Source organism: Buttiauxella warmboldiae (assembly GCF_003818135.1).
Taxonomy (GTDB): domain Bacteria; phylum Pseudomonadota; class Gammaproteobacteria; order Enterobacterales; family Enterobacteriaceae; genus Buttiauxella; species Buttiauxella warmboldiae.
Genome location: NZ_RPOH01000001.1, coordinates 38,770 through 57,738, shown reverse-complemented (window position 1 = coordinate 57,738; position 18,969 = coordinate 38,770). Strand labels below are relative to the sequence as shown.

At 53.8% G+C, this 18,969-nt stretch carries 18 protein-coding genes; 13 read left to right on the top strand and 5 right to left on the bottom strand.

The window, feature by feature from the left end; genetic code table 11:
* Positions 1-64: 64 nt before the first annotated feature.
* Both EHN07_RS00300 and metB read right to left on the bottom strand, forming a co-directional pair.
* A complete protein-coding gene (locus EHN07_RS00300) occupies positions 65-2,497 on the bottom strand; it encodes a bifunctional aspartate kinase/homoserine dehydrogenase II (RefSeq protein ID WP_124022235.1) in 2,433 nt (810 codons plus the stop codon).
* 2 nt (positions 2,498-2,499) lie between these two features.
* On the bottom strand, positions 2,500-3,660 hold the full coding sequence (gene metB, locus EHN07_RS00295; RefSeq protein WP_124022234.1) for a cystathionine gamma-synthase: 1,161 nt from the start codon (positions 3,658-3,660) through the stop codon (positions 2,500-2,502).
* Positions 3,661-3,922: 262 nt separating this feature from the next.
* On the opposite strand from metB, the gene metJ reads away from it, so the two are divergent.
* Positions 3,923-4,240 carry a met regulon transcriptional regulator MetJ gene (metJ, locus tag EHN07_RS00290; protein ID WP_124022233.1) on the top strand — a complete coding sequence of 106 codons (318 nt, stop codon included), beginning with the start codon at positions 3,923-3,925 and terminating at the stop codon, positions 4,238-4,240.
* A gap of 66 nt (positions 4,241-4,306) precedes the next feature.
* On the opposite strand, the gene rpmE is transcribed toward metJ, so the two are convergent.
* On the bottom strand, positions 4,307-4,522 hold the full coding sequence (rpmE, locus tag EHN07_RS00285; protein ID WP_124022232.1) for a 50S ribosomal protein L31: 216 nt from the start codon (positions 4,520-4,522) through the stop codon (positions 4,307-4,309).
* Between the two features lie 208 nt (positions 4,523-4,730).
* On the opposite strand from rpmE, the gene priA reads away from it, so the two are divergent.
* The 7 genes from priA (at position 4,731) to rraA (ending at position 12,723) form a co-directional block, all read left to right on the top strand.
* Positions 4,731-6,926, top strand: coding sequence for a primosomal protein N' (priA, locus tag EHN07_RS00280; protein ID WP_124022231.1), 2,196 nt, complete (start codon positions 4,731-4,733; stop codon positions 6,924-6,926).
* Positions 6,927-7,091: 165 nt separating this feature from the next.
* On the top strand, positions 7,092-8,126 hold the full coding sequence (gene cytR, locus EHN07_RS00270; RefSeq protein ID WP_124022229.1) for a DNA-binding transcriptional regulator CytR: 1,035 nt from the start codon (positions 7,092-7,094) through the stop codon (positions 8,124-8,126).
* A 90-nt stretch (positions 8,127-8,216) separates the two neighbouring features.
* Complete coding sequence (gene ftsN, locus EHN07_RS00265) at positions 8,217-9,173, top strand: cell division protein FtsN (RefSeq protein WP_124022228.1); 957 nt, start codon at positions 8,217-8,219, stop codon at positions 9,171-9,173.
* A gap of 91 nt (positions 9,174-9,264) precedes the next feature.
* Positions 9,265-9,795, top strand: a complete 531-nt coding sequence (gene hslV / locus EHN07_RS00260; protein ID WP_034461419.1) for an ATP-dependent protease subunit HslV — start codon at positions 9,265-9,267, stop codon at positions 9,793-9,795.
* A 9-nt stretch (positions 9,796-9,804) separates the two neighbouring features.
* Positions 9,805-11,139 carry an HslU--HslV peptidase ATPase subunit gene (gene hslU / locus EHN07_RS00255; protein ID WP_124022227.1) on the top strand — a complete coding sequence of 445 codons (1,335 nt, stop codon included), beginning with the start codon at positions 9,805-9,807 and terminating at the stop codon, positions 11,137-11,139.
* A gap of 76 nt (positions 11,140-11,215) precedes the next feature.
* Positions 11,216-12,145 (top strand): 1,4-dihydroxy-2-naphthoate polyprenyltransferase, encoded by a 930-nt coding sequence (gene menA, locus EHN07_RS00250; RefSeq protein ID WP_124022226.1) that lies wholly within the window; start codon positions 11,216-11,218, stop codon positions 12,143-12,145.
* Between the two features lie 92 nt (positions 12,146-12,237).
* The gene (rraA, locus tag EHN07_RS00245; protein WP_124022225.1) at positions 12,238-12,723 is read left to right on the top strand and encodes a ribonuclease E activity regulator RraA; all 486 of its coding nucleotides are present in this window, start codon (positions 12,238-12,240) and stop codon (positions 12,721-12,723) included.
* Between the two features lie 61 nt (positions 12,724-12,784).
* On the opposite strand, the gene zapB is transcribed toward rraA, so the two are convergent.
* A complete protein-coding gene (zapB, locus tag EHN07_RS00240; RefSeq protein ID WP_124022224.1) occupies positions 12,785-13,024 on the bottom strand; it encodes a septal ring assembly protein ZapB in 240 nt (79 codons plus the stop codon).
* A 444-nt stretch (positions 13,025-13,468) separates the two neighbouring features.
* Between zapB and EHN07_RS00235 the strand changes: the two genes are divergently transcribed.
* From EHN07_RS00235 to fpr, 4 genes are all read left to right on the top strand, one after another.
* Complete coding sequence (locus EHN07_RS00235; protein WP_124022223.1) at positions 13,469-14,314, top strand: MIP/aquaporin family protein; 846 nt, start codon at positions 13,469-13,471, stop codon at positions 14,312-14,314.
* 20 nt (positions 14,315-14,334) lie between these two features.
* On the top strand, positions 14,335-15,849 hold the full coding sequence (gene glpK / locus EHN07_RS00230) for a glycerol kinase GlpK (RefSeq protein WP_124022222.1): 1,515 nt from the start codon (positions 14,335-14,337) through the stop codon (positions 15,847-15,849).
* A 116-nt stretch (positions 15,850-15,965) separates the two neighbouring features.
* A complete protein-coding gene (gene glpX, locus EHN07_RS00225) occupies positions 15,966-16,976 on the top strand; it encodes a class II fructose-bisphosphatase (protein WP_124022221.1) in 1,011 nt (336 codons plus the stop codon).
* A gap of 97 nt (positions 16,977-17,073) precedes the next feature.
* On the top strand, positions 17,074-17,820 hold the full coding sequence (gene fpr, locus EHN07_RS00220; RefSeq protein WP_124022220.1) for a ferredoxin--NADP(+) reductase: 747 nt from the start codon (positions 17,074-17,076) through the stop codon (positions 17,818-17,820).
* 2 nt (positions 17,821-17,822) lie between these two features.
* On the opposite strand, the gene EHN07_RS00215 is transcribed toward fpr, so the two are convergent.
* Complete coding sequence (locus tag EHN07_RS00215; RefSeq protein WP_124022219.1) at positions 17,823-18,242, bottom strand: DUF805 domain-containing protein; 420 nt, start codon at positions 18,240-18,242, stop codon at positions 17,823-17,825.
* A 147-nt stretch (positions 18,243-18,389) separates the two neighbouring features.
* On the opposite strand from EHN07_RS00215, the gene EHN07_RS00210 reads away from it, so the two are divergent.
* Positions 18,390-18,956: a DUF1454 family protein gene (locus EHN07_RS00210; protein ID WP_244202331.1), complete on the top strand. Its 567-nt coding sequence runs from the start codon at positions 18,390-18,392 to the stop codon at positions 18,954-18,956.
* Positions 18,957-18,969 lie beyond the last annotated feature (13 nt).

Sequence of the window (18,969 nt, the reverse complement as noted above, 5' to 3'; positions counted from 1 at the left end):
TTCACGATGAGCAGAAGGGATTAAAAAAGACCAGCAAATGATGGCCTTAGTTTTCTCACAATCTCTACAGCAGCTGTGCCAGACGGTTAAGATCCGACTGAATCGCACCGGCGGTAACATCGCGTCCGGCACCGGGTCCACGAATCACCAGCGGGTTATCGCGATACCAACGGCTTTCGATGGCAAACACGTTGTCGCACGGCAGCAGTGAAGCGAGAGGATGCTCGGGGCGCACCGCTTCCACACCGACGCGCGCTTTACCGTTCGCGTCAAAACGCGCCACGTAACGCAGCACCAGCCCCATTTCCTGGGCCGCTTCAAAACGCTGAAGCATCTGCTCATTAAGCTCATCACTATTTTCAAAGAAATGATCGATTGAGCCAGTTTCGCTACCGTTTGTTACCAGTGATTCAACACGCACCTGATCGGGTTCGATGTCATAGCCCGCTTCACGAGCCAGAATCACCAGCTTGCGCATCACATCTTTACCGGAGAGATCGACGCGCGGATCGGGTTCCGTCAGCCCCTGCTGCCAGGCCTGGTCCACCAGATCGGTAAACGGTACGCTGCCGTCGAATTGCAGGAACAGCCAGGAAAGCGTACCGGAGAAAATACCGCTGATTGCCAGAATGGCATCGCCGCTTTCACGTAAGTCACGCACGGTATGGTTCACCGGCAAGCCCGCGCCTACGGTTGCGTTGTACAGCCAGTGGCGGCCCGTTTTGGTAAACGCGTTGCGAATTTCACGGTATTTCTGGCCGGAGCTGGCACCCGCGACTTTATTGGCGCTGATAACATGGAAACCGTGGCTGGCGAAATCAAGATATTGGTCGGCCAGCTGTTCGCTCGCCGTCACATCCAGCACCACTAAATCATCATACGGGTGCGCACGCATCCACTGGAATAATGCCTCTTCATCCTGCTCTACCGCTTCATCATTAAAGAAGGCGAGCGCACGGCTGGCATCCAGACCTTCATAACTCAGCAAGCTGCGGCGGCTATCCACCACGCCTGAAAGCACGAATTCAAACCCCGTGCGGGCAGAGAGGGTTTCTTGCTCGCGGGCAAACAGCTCCAGCCAGCGTGAGCCAATGTTCCCTTTACCGAACAACACCAGACCGATACGCTTTTCAGCACGGAACAGGGATTTGTGCAGGCCTTTAATCAGGTCCTCTGTCGGACCAAAGCGCAGCACGGCCACCAGGCTGATACCCTCTTCAGACTGCCAGATAAACTCAACAGGCTGATCTTTGAGCTGCTGCCAGAAACGGTGGCTATGCAACGGATTACGGCACACGCCAGCCCCCACCATTGCCACCAACGCCAAACCTTCACGCAGGCGTAGTTCGCCCGGCAGGCCTGCGGCCTGAAGCGTTTGCAGCGCGCTACCGGCAACTTCAGAGGTGTAGCACAGCTGGAGCAGGTTGCGGTCGGGATGCACGCCAATCGACAACGGGCGAATCTGTGCACGTTTTAACAGCGTATCCAGCTCTTTGTGAGCCAGCTTGAAATCCTGCTGTGGAGCAACCTGAAGTTCGATCAGGCAAACATCGTCGTGGCTGGTGACAATCCGTGCACCAGTGCCGGAAGCTAGCACTCGCTCGATACGAGTCGAGCCTTGTTCGGGTGAATAGCTACAGCGTAATTGCAGGTCGATATCGCTACCGGAAACCGGCTGCAGAGTACGGGCGTGCAGTACCGGTGCCGCAAGACGAGCCAGTTCACTCGCTTCGTCCAGGCGCAGCAGCGGCAGCAAACACGCATCTTTCACTTTACGCGGATCGGCGCTGTAAACCCCGGCAACGTCGCTCCAGATGGTCACGCGGGAAACCCCCGCCAGTGCGCCAATCTGCGTGGCGGAATAGTCAGAACCGTTACGGCCAAGCAGTACCGTTTCACCCGCATCGTTACGGCAGATAAAGCCGGTCACCACGAGGCGCTTATTCGGATGCTGCGCCATCAGCTCCTGCAGTAGCGGCCAGGATAAGCCTTCATTAACCTGCGGTTGCGCCGCGCGTTCCGCACGCATAAATTCACGCGCATCAAGCCAGGCTGCTGGATGACCTAATTGATTCAACACCGCAGACATCAGGCGTGCAGACCAAATTTCACCGTGGCCGACCACTTCGGCATACACCGCGTCAGTCATTTTGCCGTCAAGTAAACCCGCCAGACGCTCAAGATCGTGAATAAACTGGCCAATCAAAGTATCAGCAACATCAGGCGCCACCAGGCCGCTAATCAGCTCGCTTTGGTAACGGCGTAACGCCTGTTGAACCTGATGAGCAGAAAGGCGATCGCTTTGGCTCAGTTTTAACCAGTTAATCAACTGGTTAGTCGTGCTACCGGCGGCAGAAACCACCATCATGTCCCCAGGCTTAGAGTACTCGGCCATGATCCCCGCAACGCGCAGGTAACACTTCACATCTGCCAGGCTACTGCCGCCAAATTTATGCAGCTGACGACCCGACGCCCCTGCTGGTGCTGAAACACTCATGTTTACCCCTCTCTTGCCACCCGGAACGCATTTTCCAGGTCAGCAATTAAATCTTCGCTATCTTCAATGCCGGTCGAAATACGCAACAAGGTTTCAGAAATCCCCGCTGCAGCGCGAGCTTCTGGCGCCATGCCCGCGTGGGTCATCGTCGCCGCGTGTGAAATCAGACTTTCTACCCCACCCAGCGACTCCGCCAGCGTGAAGAGAGTCAGGCTACTCAGGAAACGACGCAGCGTTTGCTCGTCGCCGTTAAATTCAAAACTCAACATCGCGCCAAAACCTTTTTGCTGACGAGCCGCAATTTCATGGCCCTGGTTTTCTGGCAGCGAAGGATGATACAGCTTCTTCACCAGCGGTTGCGTTTGCAGGAAATCCACGATCGCCTGGGCGTTACGTTGTGCCACTTCCATTCGTGGTGAAAGAGTACGCAAGCCGCGCAGCAGCAGGTAGCTATCGAATGCGCTGCCGGTAACGCCAATATTATTGGCCCACCAGGCAAGCTCGGTAACGGTTTCGGCATCTTTCGCAATCACAACCCCTGCGACCACATCTGAGTGACCGTTCAGGTATTTAGTACAAGAGTGCAGAACCAAATCCGCACCCAGCGCCAGCGGATTTTGCAACGCCGGGCTCAGGAAGGTGTTATCCACCACGCTGATTGCCCCAGCCTGACGCGCCGCAGCGCAGATTTTCGCAATATCTACTACTCGTAACAAGGGATTACTTGGGCTTTCGACCAGCACGAGTTTTGGATGTTGGCTAAGCGCCGCGGTCAAAGCCACTTCATCGCCTTGATCGACAAACAAAACTCGATAAGCGCCGCGTTTTGCCAGGCTATCAAACAGACGATAGCTGCCGCCGTAACAGTCATGCGGAGCCACCAGCAGATCGCCAGGCTTCAGAAATACCGTTGTCACCAGGTGAATGGCCGACATGCCGGTATTCGTCAGCACCGCTCCCGCGCCCCCTTCCAGCTCGGCCAGCGCGCGCTGTACAACATCACGCGTAGGATTGCCACGGCGTGAATAGTCATGCGCGCGCGGTTCGTTGAATCCGGTGAAATTATAAGTACTGGAGAGGTGGATTGGCGGTACAACGCAGCCGTATTGCTCGTCATCGTTCAAACCGCTACGTACTGCGATAGTTGCCTGTTTGCGCGTCATGGCTCTCGAATCCTTGCTGGTCGAATAAAGGTCAGCCACCAGAGTAAACACTGCTGAGTTAGACGTCAATACATCTGGACATCTAAACTTCTTTGCGTATAGATTGAGCAAACGCGCAATAGCCGTTAAAATTATCCGCTTTAGGGTGTAAGCATCGCAGACCGCGATCTAATAAAGGCTGTACACTACGCCCAGATAATCGCTTCCGTCGCGCATCGTCCGACTGAAGCCTGTATACATTGATAAGAGGATTAAGTATCTCATGGCTGAATGGAGCGGCGAATATATCAGCCCTTACGCTGAGCACGGGAAGAAGAGTGAACAAGTAAAAAAAATTACGGTGTCCATTCCTCTGAAGGTGTTAAAAATCCTCACCGATGAGCGTACCCGTCGCCAGGTGAATAACCTGCGTCACGCAACCAATAGTGAACTGCTGTGCGAAGCATTCTTACATGCGTTTACTGGCCAACCGCTGCCAAACGATGCCGACCTGCGCAAAGAACGTAGCGATGAGATCCCTGAAGCGGCAAAAGTGATTATGCGCGAGATGGGGATCGATCCGGATACCTGGGAGTACTAACGGTTAACGCATGCTACAGATGCAAAAAAGGCGCCCGAAGGCGCCTTTCTCTTACCGTGCAGCGAATTACTTCTTCGCGCCTGGAACGCTGAAACGCTTGTTGAAGCGGTCAACGCGGCCACCGGTAGCAACATCACGCTGCTTGCCAGTGTAGAACGGGTGGCATTCGCCACATACGTCCAGGTTCAGATCATGACCCACGGTAGAGCGAATCTTGATAGAATTACCGCAAGAGCAGTTTGCAGTAACTTCTGCGTAGTTCGGGTGAATATTCTTTTTCATGGAAAACCTCTGTATAAGGCCGCGTCGCTCTTCCAGCCCTAACGCCAGACACCACGCGAAGTTGATAAATTAGGTTTTTTGATACCAAAAACTGCGCATCAAAGGCGGCGAATCATACAGAACCCCGCAGGTGGATGCAAACTGATCCGCATTTTTCGGAACACACAGTGTACACTATCTCGTCATTTTTATCAGCCTGGATGTTTTAATGCCTGTCGCCCACGTCGCTTTGCCGGTTCCTCTTGCCCGAACTTTTGACTACCTCATTCCTGCGGGAATGCAGGCAGCATCAGGCTGTCGCGTCAGGGTGCCGTTTGGTAAACGCCAGGCGGTTGGCATTGTGGTAGCGGTTAGCGAACACAGTGAATTGCCGCTCAACGAACTTAAACCTGTGGCAGAAGTGCTGGATAGCGAGTCATTGATTCCCGCAGCGCTGTGGCGCGTCCTGCTGTGGGCTGCTGAGTATTACCATCATCCACTGGGTGATGTGCTTTTTCATGCCCTGCCCGGTTTGCTGCGCGAGGGGAAACCCGCACATCACGCGCCTTTATGGTACTGGTTTGCCACGGAAGAGGGCAAAGCGATTGACCTCAATAGCCTCAAACGGGCGCCTAAGCAACAGCAGGCGCTGGCAGCGGTACGACAAAATATCGTCTGGCGTCATCAGGTTAGCGAACTGGAGATCGGTGAAGCGGCGTTACAGGCGCTACGCGCTAAAGGCTTATGCGACCTGAAAAGTGCCGCGCCTTCTACCACAGACTGGCGCGACAGCTATTCGGTGGAGGGAGAGCGTTTACGCCTGAATACCGAGCAGGCTACCGCCATCGGTGCGATTCACAGCTCAGCCGACAGTTTCGCCGTCTGGCTGCTGGCGGGGATTACCGGTTCCGGCAAAACAGAAGTTTATCTCAGCGTGCTGGAAAACGTGCTGGCGCAGGGTAAGCAGGCGCTGGTGCTGGTGCCTGAAATTGGCCTGACGCCGCAAACCATCGCCCGTTTCCGTGAGCGCTTTAACGCCCCCGTTGAGGTTTTACACTCCGGGCTTAACGACAGCGAGCGTCTTGCGGTGTGGCTAAAAGCCCGCAGCGGAGAGGCGGCGATTGTGATTGGCACTCGCTCATCGCTGTTTACCCCATTCTGCCGGCTTGGCGTGATCGTGATTGATGAAGAGCACGACAGCTCATATAAACAGCAAGAAGGCTGGCGCTACCACGCTCGCGATTTAGCGGTGTATCGCGCTCACGCAGAAGAAATTCCCGTTATTCTTGGCTCGGCAACGCCCGCACTCGAAACGCTGCATAACGTGCAGGTGGGGAAATATCGCCAGCTACGCCTGACAAAACGCGCCGGGAATGCGCGTCCTGCCACCCAGCAGGTGGTGGATTTAAAAGGTCAGTCGCTAAAATCAGGTCTGGCACCTTTGCTTATCAAAAAAATTGGCCAGCATCTGAAAGCCGATAATCAGGTGATCCTGTTTCTCAACCGCCGTGGCTTTGCCCCCGCCCTGCTATGCCATGAGTGCGGCTGGATAGCGGAGTGTCCGCGTTGCGACCACTACTACACCTATCATCAGGGCCAGCGCCATCTGCGCTGCCACCATTGCGACAGCCAGCGAGCTATCCCACAACAATGCCCGCACTGTGGCTCCACAAATCTGGTGCCGGTCGGCATGGGAACAGAGCAGCTTGAACATAGCCTGGTACCCGAATTTCCCGACGTGCCGATTTCGCGTATTGACCGCGATACCACCAGCCGCAAAGGCGCGCTTGAGCAGCAGCTGGCGGAAGTTCATCGCGGTGGCGCACGCATTCTGATCGGCACGCAGATGCTAGCCAAAGGGCATCACTTCCCGGATGTTACTCTGGTGGCGCTGCTGGATGTTGATGGCGCCCTCTTTTCCGCCGACTTCCGCGCCGCAGAACGTTTTGCCCAGCTCTATATTCAGGTTTCTGGCCGCGCCGGGCGCGCCGGGAAGCAGGGTGAAGTTCTGCTACAAACGCACCACCCCGAGCACCCTTTATTACAAACGCTGCTCAGCAAGGGCTATGACGAGTTCGCAAGCCAGGCGCTGACGGAACGCAAAACGGTCTTTTTACCGCCGTTTACCAGCCACATTATGTTTCGTGCCGAAGACCAGAATAATCATCAGGCTCCGCTGTTTTTGCAGCAGTTACGCAATTTGCTGGAGTCCAGCCCGTTAAGAGATGATCAACTGTGGATGATGGGACCGGTGCCTTGCCTGCAGCCCAAACGAGGCGGACGTTTCCGCTGGCAAATCCTGCTGCAACACCCATCGCGCGCGCGCCTGCAGCGGCTGGTTAGCCATTCATTGAAGCTGATCAATACCTTACCAGAGTCACGCAAAGTGAAGTGGACGCTGGATGTCGACCCGATCGACGGCTAGCACAAAACCCGGTGGTTATGCGAAGCAGATCGAAAAATTCAACAACCATCACATTTTTAATGAAATAACTGTAACCAGCGAACATCAATTTCTGCTAAGAATGTGGGTATGGTCGGACACCACGGACGTTGTCAGCGCCTGTGCCGTACACGCGAGGAGAGGAAGTTGAAGCCGAAGAAGCAGGTTGCCAATGCGACCATGAAAGATGTTGCCGCCCAGGCGAAAGTCTCAACGGCAACGGTGTCCAGGGCGTTAATGAACCCGGATAAAGTGTCGCAAAGCACGCGTAATCGAGTGGAACAAGCGGCAATAGCCGTAGGTTATCTCCCCCACTCCCTGGGGCGAAATTTAAAGCGCAATGAGTCACGCACCATTCTGGTTATTGTCCCGGATATCTGCGATCCCTTCTTTAGCGAGATCATTCGTGGTATCGAAGTGACCGCCGCAGAACAAGGCTACCTGGTGCTGATTGGCGATTGTGCTCACCAGAATCAGCAGGAAAAAACCTTTATTAATCTGATTATCACCAAGCAGATTGACGGTATGCTGCTGCTCGGTTCACGGTTGCCCTTTGATGCCAGTATTGAAGAACAACGCAATTTACCGCCAATGGTAATGGCGAACGAATTTGCACCGGAGCTGGAGTTGCCGACGGTTCATATTGATAACCTGACTGCCGCGTTTAACGCCGTTTATTATTTACAGCAGCTCGGCCACCAAAAAATTGCCTGCATCGCCGGTCCGGAAGAGATGCCGCTTTGCCACTATCGTTTGCAGGGATATGTCCAGGCGCTGCGCCGTGCAGGAACAATAGTCGATCCGCATTATATCGCACGCGGTAACTTTAGCTTTGAAGCCGGTGCCGCCGCCCTGGACCGACTAATGGCGCTGCCTAACCCCCCAACGGCCGTTTTCTGCCATAGCGACGTGATGGCGCTGGGCGCGCTGTCTCAGGCTAAACGTAAAGGCTTACGCGTGCCGCAGGATTTGTCGATCGTAGGCTTTGATGATATTGCTCTGTCACAGTTCTGTGACCCACCACTCACCACCGTAGCGCAACCCCGTTTCGATATAGGGCGAGAAGCTATGCTGTTGCTGTTAGAACAGCTTCACGGCCACATCGTGAGTAGTGGTTCACGTTTGCTGGATTGCGAACTTATTGAACGAGGCACCACCAGCGCACCAGGCAGTAGAAAATGACCCGCTTTAGGACACGGCATTCTGGTCAAAGGGATGCCCATTAAGTAACATGGCGGGCTGATTAAACGAAAAAAATATAGCGAATCGATAGTGGCACAACGAGATTATGTACGCCGCGGGCAATCGGCAGGTACGCGGCGTAAGAAAAGTAGCCCCCGCAACAAGCAGCGCAGCTTACCATCCGTCTCGCCGACAATGGTCGCTATTGCGGCCGCCGTTCTGGTGACCTTTATTGGCGCACTGTACTTTATTACCCATCATAAAAAAGATGAAAGCGAAACCCTGCCCGGTCATAAAGTCACGGGGAATGGTTTGCCGCCTAAACCAGAAGAGCGCTGGCGTTATATTAAAGAGCTGGAAAATCGCCAGACGGGCGTGCGTGCCCCAACCGAGCCTTCTGCCGGCGGTGAAGTGCAAAATAAAGATCAGCTCACCAGCGAACAGCGCCAGCTGCTCGAGCAGATGCAGGCGGACATGCGCCAGCAGCCTACACAGCTCAATGAAGTACCGTGGAACGAGCAGTCGCCGGAACAGCGTCAGAATACCTTGCAACGTCAGAAAATTATTCAGCAGCAAGTACAACAACAGCAGTTCACGGCCCAACAGGTTGCGCCGCAGCCACGCCCTGTGCAGCAGCCGCAGCGAACCACAACGACGACACAGCAGCCATACCAGGATTTGCTACAAACCCCGCCGCATAATACTCAGCAGCGTGCAGCACAGCCTGTGACACAACCGCGTGAACCGGCGAAGGCTGCGCCAATTACCCGCGAAGAAGTAGCAAAACAAGCTCCGCCTCCGCAGGACAAGCCGAAAGATGAGAAACGCTGGATGGTGCAGTGTGGTTCTTTCAAGGGCAGCGCACAGGCGGAAACGGTACGTGCGCAGCTGGCTTTCGAAGGCTTTGATTCGCGCATTACCACCAACAATGGCTGGAACCGCGTCGTCATTGGCCCCCTCAAAGGCAAAGATAATGCCGATGGCACCATCAACCGTCTGAAGATGGCGGGTCACGCGAACTGTATTCGTCTTGGCGCTGGGGGTTGAAACCCCCAAAATCCCCCCCATCTATAATTGCATTCAACCCCGATATTATGTCGGGGTACTTTATTTAGCTGATGCAATAAGGGGTCTGCTCGTGACAACAATAGTAAGTGTGCGCCGCAACGGCCATGTCGTAATCGGTGGCGATGGTCAGGCCACGCTTGGCAATACCGTAATGAAAGGCAACGTCAAAAAAGTGCGTCGTTTGTATAACGACAAAGTGATTGCCGGTTTTGCTGGCGGCACCGCAGACGCCTTTACCCTATTCGAACTGTTTGAACGCAAGCTGGAAATGCACCAGGGCCACCTGGTGAAAGCCGCGGTTGAACTGGCAAAAGACTGGCGTACCGATCGTATGCTGCGCAAGCTGGAAGCCCTGCTGGCGGTTGCCGATGAAAATGCCTCTCTGATCATCACCGGTAATGGGGATGTTATCCAACCGGAAGATGACCTGATTGCGATTGGTTCAGGTGGCCCGTACGCCCAGGCAGCGGCGCGTGCGTTGCTGGAAAACACCGAACTGGGTGCTCGCGATATCGTAGAGAAATCGCTGGGGATTGCCGGTGATATCTGCATCTACACCAACCATTTCCATACTATTGAAGAATTAGCGTCTAAGGCGTAAGGAATCCCCATGTCTGAAATGACCCCACGCGAAATTGTCAGCGAACTGAACAAACACATTATTGGCCAGGACAATGCCAAGCGTTCCGTGGCAATTGCGCTGCGTAACCGCTGGCGCCGTATGCAGCTTGATGAAGAGCTGCGTCATGAAGTGACGCCAAAAAACATTCTGATGATCGGCCCGACCGGCGTAGGTAAAACCGAAATCGCCCGTCGCCTGGCAAAACTGGCTAACGCGCCGTTCATTAAGGTTGAAGCGACCAAATTCACCGAAGTAGGTTATGTTGGTAAAGAAGTGGATTCTATCATCCGCGATCTGACCGATTCCGCGATGAAAATGGTGCGTTTGCAATCTATCGAAAAAAACCGCTATCGTGCCGAAGAGATGGCTGAAGAGCGCATTCTTGATGTTCTGCTGCCGCCGGCGAAAAACAACTGGGGCCAGCCTGAATCCCCACAGGAACCTTCTGCGGCTCGCCAGTCTTTCCGTAAAAAATTGCGTGAAGGCCAGCTAGACGATAAAGAAATTGAAATCGATCTGGCTGCGGCACCGATGGGCGTTGAAATCATGGCTCCTCCAGGCATGGAGGAGATGACCAGCCAGCTGCAGTCAATGTTCCAGAATCTGGGCGGCCAGAAGCAGAAAGCACGCAAGTTGAAAATCAAAGACGCGATGAAACTGCTGATTGAAGAAGAAGCCGCGAAACTGGTGAACCCGGAAGAGCTGAAGCAAGACGCGATTGACGCCGTTGAGCAACACGGCATCGTGTTTATCGATGAAATCGACAAAATCTGTAAGCGCGGCGGCAACAGTTCCGGCCCGGATGTATCGCGTGAAGGTGTTCAGCGTGACTTGCTGCCGCTGGTTGAAGGCTGCACCGTGTCTACTAAGCACGGCATGGTCAAAACCGACCACATCCTGTTTATCGCATCTGGCGCCTTCCAGGTAGCAAGCCCATCGGACCTGATCCCTGAATTACAGGGTCGTCTGCCCATTCGTGTGGAATTGCAGGCACTGACTGTTGAAGATTTCGAGCGCATTCTGACGGAGCCAAATGCCTCTATCACCGTGCAGTACAAAGCGCTGATGGCCACCGAAGGCGTGAATATCGACTTCACCGAAGATGGTATCCGCCGCATCGCTCAGGCTGCATGGCAGGTAAACGAATCCACCGAAAACATCGGCGCTCGTCGTCTGCACACCGTACTGGAGCGTCTGGTTGAAGACATCTCTTACGATGCCAGCGACCTGAGCGGCCAATCCATCCTGATTGATGGCGAATATGTCAGCAAACATCTGGATGAGTTGGTAGCAGATGAAGACTTGAGCCGTTTTATCCTATAATCGCGCTCAACGTATTTTCTTCATTGCAAAATGGAGGGCTTATGCCCTCCATTTTTTATACTTAACAGAGAGAACTATGAGCGAATCGCACTCTGTAAGCACAACTCAGGCCTGGCTTGAAAGCTTGCGTCCACGCACGTTACCCCTGGCTTTCGCCTCTATCGTCTGTGGCTCCGCGCTGGCTTTCTGGCAGGGAGTGTTTGATCCTGCCGTCGCGCTGCTGGCATTGCTGACCGCGGGGCTACTGCAAATCCTCTCCAATCTGGCAAATGACTACGGCGATGCGCTAAAAGGCAGCGATAAAGAAGACCGCATCGGGCCGTTGCGCGGGATGCAAAAAGGCGTTATCACTCAGGCGCAAATGAAAAAAGCGCTGATTATCACCGTGGTGCTAATTTGCCTTTCAGGCCTGGCGCTGGTTGCCGTCGCCTGCCGCACCCTGACTGATTTCCTCGGCTTCCTGGCACTGGGTTTGCTGGCAATCGTCGCAGCCATCACTTACACCGTTGGCTCTCGCCCCTATGGTTACATGGGGCTTGGCGATATTTCAGTACTGGCGTTTTTTGGCTGGCTGAGCGTGGCAGGCACCTGGTATTTGCAGGCGCATTCACTCGCACCGTTGGTTTTTTTGCCTGCCACCGCTTGCGGATTGTTGGCAACCGCCGTGCTGAATATCAACAACCTGCGCGATATCGACAGCGATCGTGAAAACGGTAAAAACACTCTGGCGGTGCGTTTAGGGCCGACGCTTGCCCGTCGCTATCACGCCTGCCTGCTGATGGGCGCGCTGGTATGTCTGGCGGTGTTTAGTCTGGTCTGGCTGCAAAGCCTGTGGGGCTGGCTCTTTGTTCTGGCAGCGCCGCTGCTGATTAAGCAGGCGCATTATGTCCTGCGCGAGACGGATCCAGTCGCTATGCGCCCCATGCTTGAACGCACGGTAAAAGCTGCATTGCTGACTAACCTGTTGTTTGCGGTAGGAGTAGTGCTTAGTACGTTGTCGTTTTAGCTGACAAATATCAATTAACAATTGATGATTTTGCCAACAGTTAACATTAAGCGATATACTGACAACTCCTGCAGCAACCGAATCTTAATCCTATGAAATATGATACTTCCGAGCTTTGCGACATCTACCAGGAAGATGTCAACGTCGTTGAACCGCTGTTTTCCAACTTTGGTGGGCGGTCGTCCTTTGGCGGGCAAATCATCACGGTGAAATGTTTCGAGGACAACGGATTGTTGTACGATCTGCTCGAACAAAACGGCCGTGGCCGGGTGATGGTGATTGATGGCGGTGGCTCTGTGCGCCGTGCTTTGATTGACGCAGAACTCGCCCGTCTGGCGACCCAAAACGAGTGGGAAGGCATTGTGGTGTACGGCGCCGTGCGCCAGGTTGATGATCTGGAAGAACTGGATATTGGTATTCAGGCGATAGCCGCCATTCCGGTGGGCTCCGCAGGTGTTGGCGTGGGTGAAAGTGACGTGCGCGTTAACTTTGGCGGTGTGACCTTCTTCTCCGGCGACCACCTGTATGCCGACAACACCGGTATTATCCTTTCCGAAGATCCCCTTGATATTGAATAACAAAATCGAATAACAAAACGGGCGCCCTTGGGCGCCCGTTCTTTTTCTAACTCAAATATTCTTATACTTCTTCCATTTTACCCAGCAGAGCGTGCAGACGGTCTTGCCACACGTGCTGCTGTTCTTTCAGAGAGGTGTTTTCGCGCACCAGCTCTTCATGATTGCTCTGCGACTGCTGAACCTGCTGAGACAGAGCGTTGTTGGTCTCTTTCAGCTCTTCGATTTCCATTTGCAGCAGGGTAATAGTATCAATCGCCTGCTGTACTTTTGCTTCCAGTTTCTCAAACACTTCAAATGACATTTCTGAACCTCTCCTGAATTGCAAGGCGTTGATGGATGTCTAAATCCCCGTCCCGGATATTCCCCGAAGACACCTTATGAATATATGCGCTCCACGCAGCGTGTCTCGATTGTAAGTAGCGTAAGTAGCTGTGTCCAGCGAGTTCAAGCGCTCTTTGCGTAACATAACGTTTTTCGGCATATCCCGAATGGCAAGGGGACGTAAAATCCAGATTTGTTAACAAATTGATTAATTACCTGAATGTTTACGTTGTCTTTACTGGGCGATCATGCACGCATGATCACGCGAAATCGCTCATTTTTATGACAAGACACGCAAATTTAACTTTCGATATTTCTCGTTTATGCTCGTTAACGATAAATTAACACCCTGCCTACATGGCACCTGCGCGGCAGGGATGCCCGAACAAATAATAATCATTAATTCTGCCTTCAGGACCCTATTATGAGTCAGACAGCTCCATCAACCTTAAAAGGTCAGTGCATCGCCGAGTTCATAGGTACCGCGTTGTTGATTTTCTTTGGTGTCGGATGCGTTGCCGCTTTGAAAGTGGCAGGCGTAAGCTTCGGACAGTGGGAAATTAGCATCATCTGGGGTTTGGGGGTGGCAATGGCTATCTACCTGACCGCAGGGGTTTCCGGCGCGCATCTTAATCCGGCGGTCACCCTCGCCTTGTGCCTGTTCGCCTGCTTCGACAAACGCAAAGTACTGCCGTTTATCGTGTCGCAGATTGCAGGTGCGTTCTGCGCCGCAGCTTTGGTGTATGGCCTGTATTACAATTTATTCCTCGACTACGAGCAGACGCATCATATGGTGCGCGGCAGCGTAGAAAGCCTCGATTTGGCGGGTATTTTCTCAACCTACCCTAATCCTCACATCAACCTGATACAGGCGTTTGCGGTAGAGATGGCGATCACCGCCATTTTAATGGCGGTGATCCTTGCGCTAACCGATGACGGCAACGGTATTCCTCGCGGCCCGTTAGCCCCGCTGCTGATTGGCTTGCTGATTGCGGTGATCGGCGCGTCAATGGGCCCGCTGACCGGATTTGCCATGAACCCGGCCCGCGACTTTGGCCCGAAAATTTTCGCCTGGCTTGCCGGCTGGGGCGAGGTAGCCTTTACCGGCGGCCGCGATATTCCTTACTTTCTGGTGCCGATATTTGGCCCAGTGACAGGCGCGGCGTTAGGCGCATTTGGTTACCGCAAGCTGATCGGCCGGCATTTACCTTGTGATGTTTGTGTTGAAGATGAATCCAACGCTTCCACACAACACAATGCTTCTTTGTAGACTGACTTCAGGACAACATTATGACTCACGAAAAAAAATATATCGTCGCACTTGATCAGGGCACTACCAGCTCACGCGCCGTCGTCCTGGATCACGATGCTAACGTCGTCAGCGTGTCACAGCGCGAATTCGAGCAAATCTACCCAAAAGCCGGATGGGTAGAGCATGACCCCATGGAAATATGGGCGACGCAAAGCTCCACGCTGGTTGAAGTGCTGGCGAAAGCTGACATCAACGCTGACCAAATCGCCGCCATTGGGATCACCAACCAGCGCGAAACGGCGATTGTCTGGGAAAAAGAGACCGGCAAACCGATTTATAACGCCATCGTCTGGCAGTGCCGTCGTACCGCAGAGATCTGTGAACAGCTAAAACGCGACGGCCTGGAAGAGTACATCAAATCCGCCACCGGCCTGGTGGTCGACCCCTACTTCTCCGGCACCAAAGTGAAATGGATCCTTGACCACGTCGAAGGTTCCCGTGAACGCGCTCGCCGCGGCGAACTGCTGTTTGGTACCGTCGATACCTGGCTTATCTGGAAAATGACGCAGGGGCGCGTGCACGTTACCGATTACACCAACGCCTCCCGTACCATGCTGTTTAACATTCACCAGCTTGACTGGGATGACCGCATGCTCGAAGCGCTGGATATTCCACGAGCCATGCTGCCAGAAGTGCGTAAATCCTCTGAAGTTTACGGCCAGACAAACATTGGCGGTAAAGGCGGTACGCGTATTCCTATCGCCGGGATCGCAGGCGACCAGCAGGCGGCGCTGTTTGGCCAGCTGTGCGTTAGCGAAGGAATGGCGAAAAACACCTACGGTACCGGCTGCTTTATGTTGATGAACACAGGTACGCAGGCGGTTAAATCTACACATGGCTTGCTGACGACCATTGCTTGCGGCCCGCGCGGTGAAGTGAATTACGCACTAGAAGGCGCGGTATTCATGGGTGGTGCGTCTATCCAGTGGCTACGCGATGAGATGAAACTTATCAGCGATGCAACAGACTCTGAATACTTCGCTACAAAAGTAAAAGACACCAACGGCGTGTACGTTGTTCCGGCCTTTACCGGGCTTGGCGCACCTTACTGGGACCCGTATGCGCGTGGCGCCATCTTCGGCCTGACTCGCGGCGTCAACGCCAACCACATTATTCGCGCCACGCTTGAGTCCATTGCTTACCAGACGCGTGACGTGCTGGAAGCGATGCAGGCAGATGCCGATATTCGTCTGCACGCGCTGCGGGTGGATGGGGGCGCGGTGGCAAACAACTTCCTGATGCAGTTCCAGGCAGATATTTTGGGGACGCGCGTAGAGCGTCCTGAAGTACGTGAAGTCACCGCGTTGGGCGCTGCTTATCTGGCGGGTCTGGCGGTGGGTTTCTGGCAAAATCTGGATGAAGTGAGCGAGAAAGCGGTTATCGAAAAAGAGTTCCGTCCGGGTATCGAAACCACCGAACGCAACTACCGTTACGCAGGCTGGAAAAAAGCCGTGAAACGCGCGCTGGCCTGGGAAGATCGCCAGGAAAGTTAAGCTCTACCGCTGGCCCTGAAAGGGGCCAGCGCTTCCCTCGTCCTGTCATGGTTTTCTCGCCCCTGGTCTGCCTGTGCTAAACTGCGTCGCAATTAGGCTTGCTAAATGAGTGTGCAATGAGACGAGAACTGGCGATTGAATTTTCCCGTGTAACCGAAGCCGCAGCGCTCGCGGGTTATAAATGGTTGGGCCGTGGCGATAAAAACACGGCCGATGGCGCAGCTGTTCACGCCATGCGTATCATGCTCAATCAGGTCAATATTGATGGCCAGATTGTGATCGGCGAAGGGGAAATAGACGAAGCCCCCATGCTCTACATAGGTGAAAAAGTCGGTACCGGCCAGGGCGACGCGGTAGATATCGCCGTGGACCCGATTGAAGGCACCCGCATGACGGCAATGGGCCAGGCCAACGCGCTGGCCGTGCTGGCCGTGGGTGACAAAGGCAGCTTCCTGAATGCTCCCGACATGTATATGGAAAAGCTGATTGTTGGCCCGGGCGCTAAAGGCATTATCGACCTCAATCTGCCGCTGGCTGAAAACCTCTATAACATCGCCGTAGCCCTCAACAAACCGCTTAGTGAACTCACCGTCACCATTCTGGCTAAACCCCGCCACGACGCCACTATTGCTGAGTTACAAAAACTCGGCGTGCGCGTGTTCGCCATTCCTGATGGTGATGTTGCTGCCTCAATTTTGACCTGCATGCCGGATAGTGAAGTCGATGTGATGTACGGCATCGGCGGTGCGCCAGAAGGCGTGATTTCTGCCGCTGTTATTCGCGCGTTAGATGGCGATATGCAAGGCCGCCTGCTGGCTCGTCACCATGTGAAGGGTGATAGCGAAGAAAATCGCCTTATCGGTGAAAAAGAATTAGACCGCTGTAAGGCAATGGGCATTGAAGCGGGCGTGGTATTAAAGCTTGATGATATGGCGCGTAACGACAACGTTATCTTCTCTGCAACCGGCATCACTAAAGGTGATTTGCTGGATGGGATTACGCGCAAAGGGAATATGGCAACCACGGAAACGCTGCTGATTCGCGGCAAATCGCGCACTATCCGCCGTATCCAGTCTATTCACTATCTCGACCGTAAAGACCCGGACGTACAGACGCATATTCTGTAAGGCAGCCGTTTGTCTGATTGAGCTTTCCAGCTTTAACCGGCTGGAAATCTCGCTCTTTTCTGGGGAAGATAGGGAAAAGTTATTGCAGGAGAACATCATGGCGCAATGGGTCAAAGGTAAAGTTGTCCGGCTTGAAAACTGGACCGACGCTCTGTTTAGTCTCACTGTTCATGCACCTGTCGCCCCTTTTACCGCCGGTCAGTTTACCAAGCTTGGAATGGAAATTGATGGCGAACGCGTGCAGCGTGCCTATTCCTACGTCAACGCGCCGAGCGATCCCGATCTTGAGTTTTATCTGGTCACCGTGCCTGAAGGCAAACTCAGCCCGCGTTTACGCGCGCTGCAACCCGGCGACGAGATTTCATTGGTCAGCGAAGCGGCAGGGTTCTTTGTGCTCGATGAAATTCCTGACTGCCAGACGCTATGGATGCTGGCGACAGGAACCGCATTAGGGCCGTATCTTTCAATTTTGCAGGAAGGTACTGGACTCGAGCGTTTTGAGAATATCGTTTTGCTGCATGCGGTACGTTACGCGCAGGACTTGAGTTATTTGCCATTAATGCAAAAACTCCAGCAGCAATACGAAGGAAAGCTACACATTCAGACGGTCGTCAGCCGTGAGTCTATTCCGGGTTCGCTAACCGGACGCGTGCCTGCATTGATCGAAAACGGTGAGCTGGAAGCGGCAGTCGGATTGCCGATGAACATTGAAACCAGCCATGTGATGCTATGCGGCAACCCGCAGATGGTACGTGATACTCAGCAGCTACTCAACGAGACCCGGCAGATGACCAAACACCTGCGCCGCCGGCCGGGCCATATCACCGCTGAACACTACTGGTAGCGTTAGCGGTATTTAACTTCGCTAGTGTCTTTGCCAAAACGGTTTTCACCCTGGGTGCCAACAAATGCCCCCAGGTCCATAATCACCATCACCAGAATCAAGGTTGGGATAAAACGCCCCAGCCCCCACTGCGCTAAAGTGCCGAAAGACTCCCAGTTACCGGCAAGCAGCAGCCAGGCAGGAATAAACAGCAGCGCCCACCAGCCTTTCTTATTTCTGTCATGCAGACGTTTCACCATCACCGCCGCCGTTGGAATCAACGAACCCGATAAAAAGAAACCGGCGGTGGAATAAGGCATAATTTCTGCGCCTGCAAGGGTGAAGAGCACAATCAGCGCGATTAACCAAACGCCGATCCAAATCCAGAAGTCACGGCGCCCTATACGGCCGTTAAAAGAGAACAGCCATTGCTGTATGGTCATGGTAAGGTCCATTTTATTGTTTAGCGCCGTAGTGTACCCTGGCTATGCCGGGTTTTGACAAGCCAACGGAATGCCGATTTAATCGGGAAGCAGAATTCACAGGAGAATTTGTCAATGAGACAGCTGTTTGCCGCTCTGGCTTTACTGATGCTACCCGCCGCGGTGGCCTGGGCCGATCCGCCTGCAGATTCTGCTTCAACACTTCAGGCCGCGCCATATCTACTGCCGGGCGCGCCGACGTTTGATATGAACATCACACAGTTTCGGGAAAAGTTCAGCGCTGAAAATCCTAAGTTACCGCTCAACGAATTCCGTGCCATTGGCGCTAAGCCCAGTGAAATAAACCTGATGCGCGCCGCCACTAAGATTAACGAAAATCTCTACGCATCCGCCGCACTTGAGCGCGGGACGCTGAAAATCAAGTCTATCCAGATAACCTGGTTGCCGATTCAGGGGCCGGAGCAAAAGGCCGCACGCGCTAAAGCAGCTGAATACATGGCGGCGCTGCTCCGCACCTTTACTCCGTCACTTTCAAAGCCGCAAAGCATGGCAAAACTGACCAAATTCCTCAGCGACGGGAAGAGCAAACGTTATTTCGCGCAAACCGATGGCGCCATGCGTTATGTGGTGGCAGACAACGGTGAAAAGGGGCTTACCTTCGCTGTTGAACCGATTAAGCTGGCGCTATCTGAAACCCTTAACAACGGCGAATAAATGACAAAAAGCA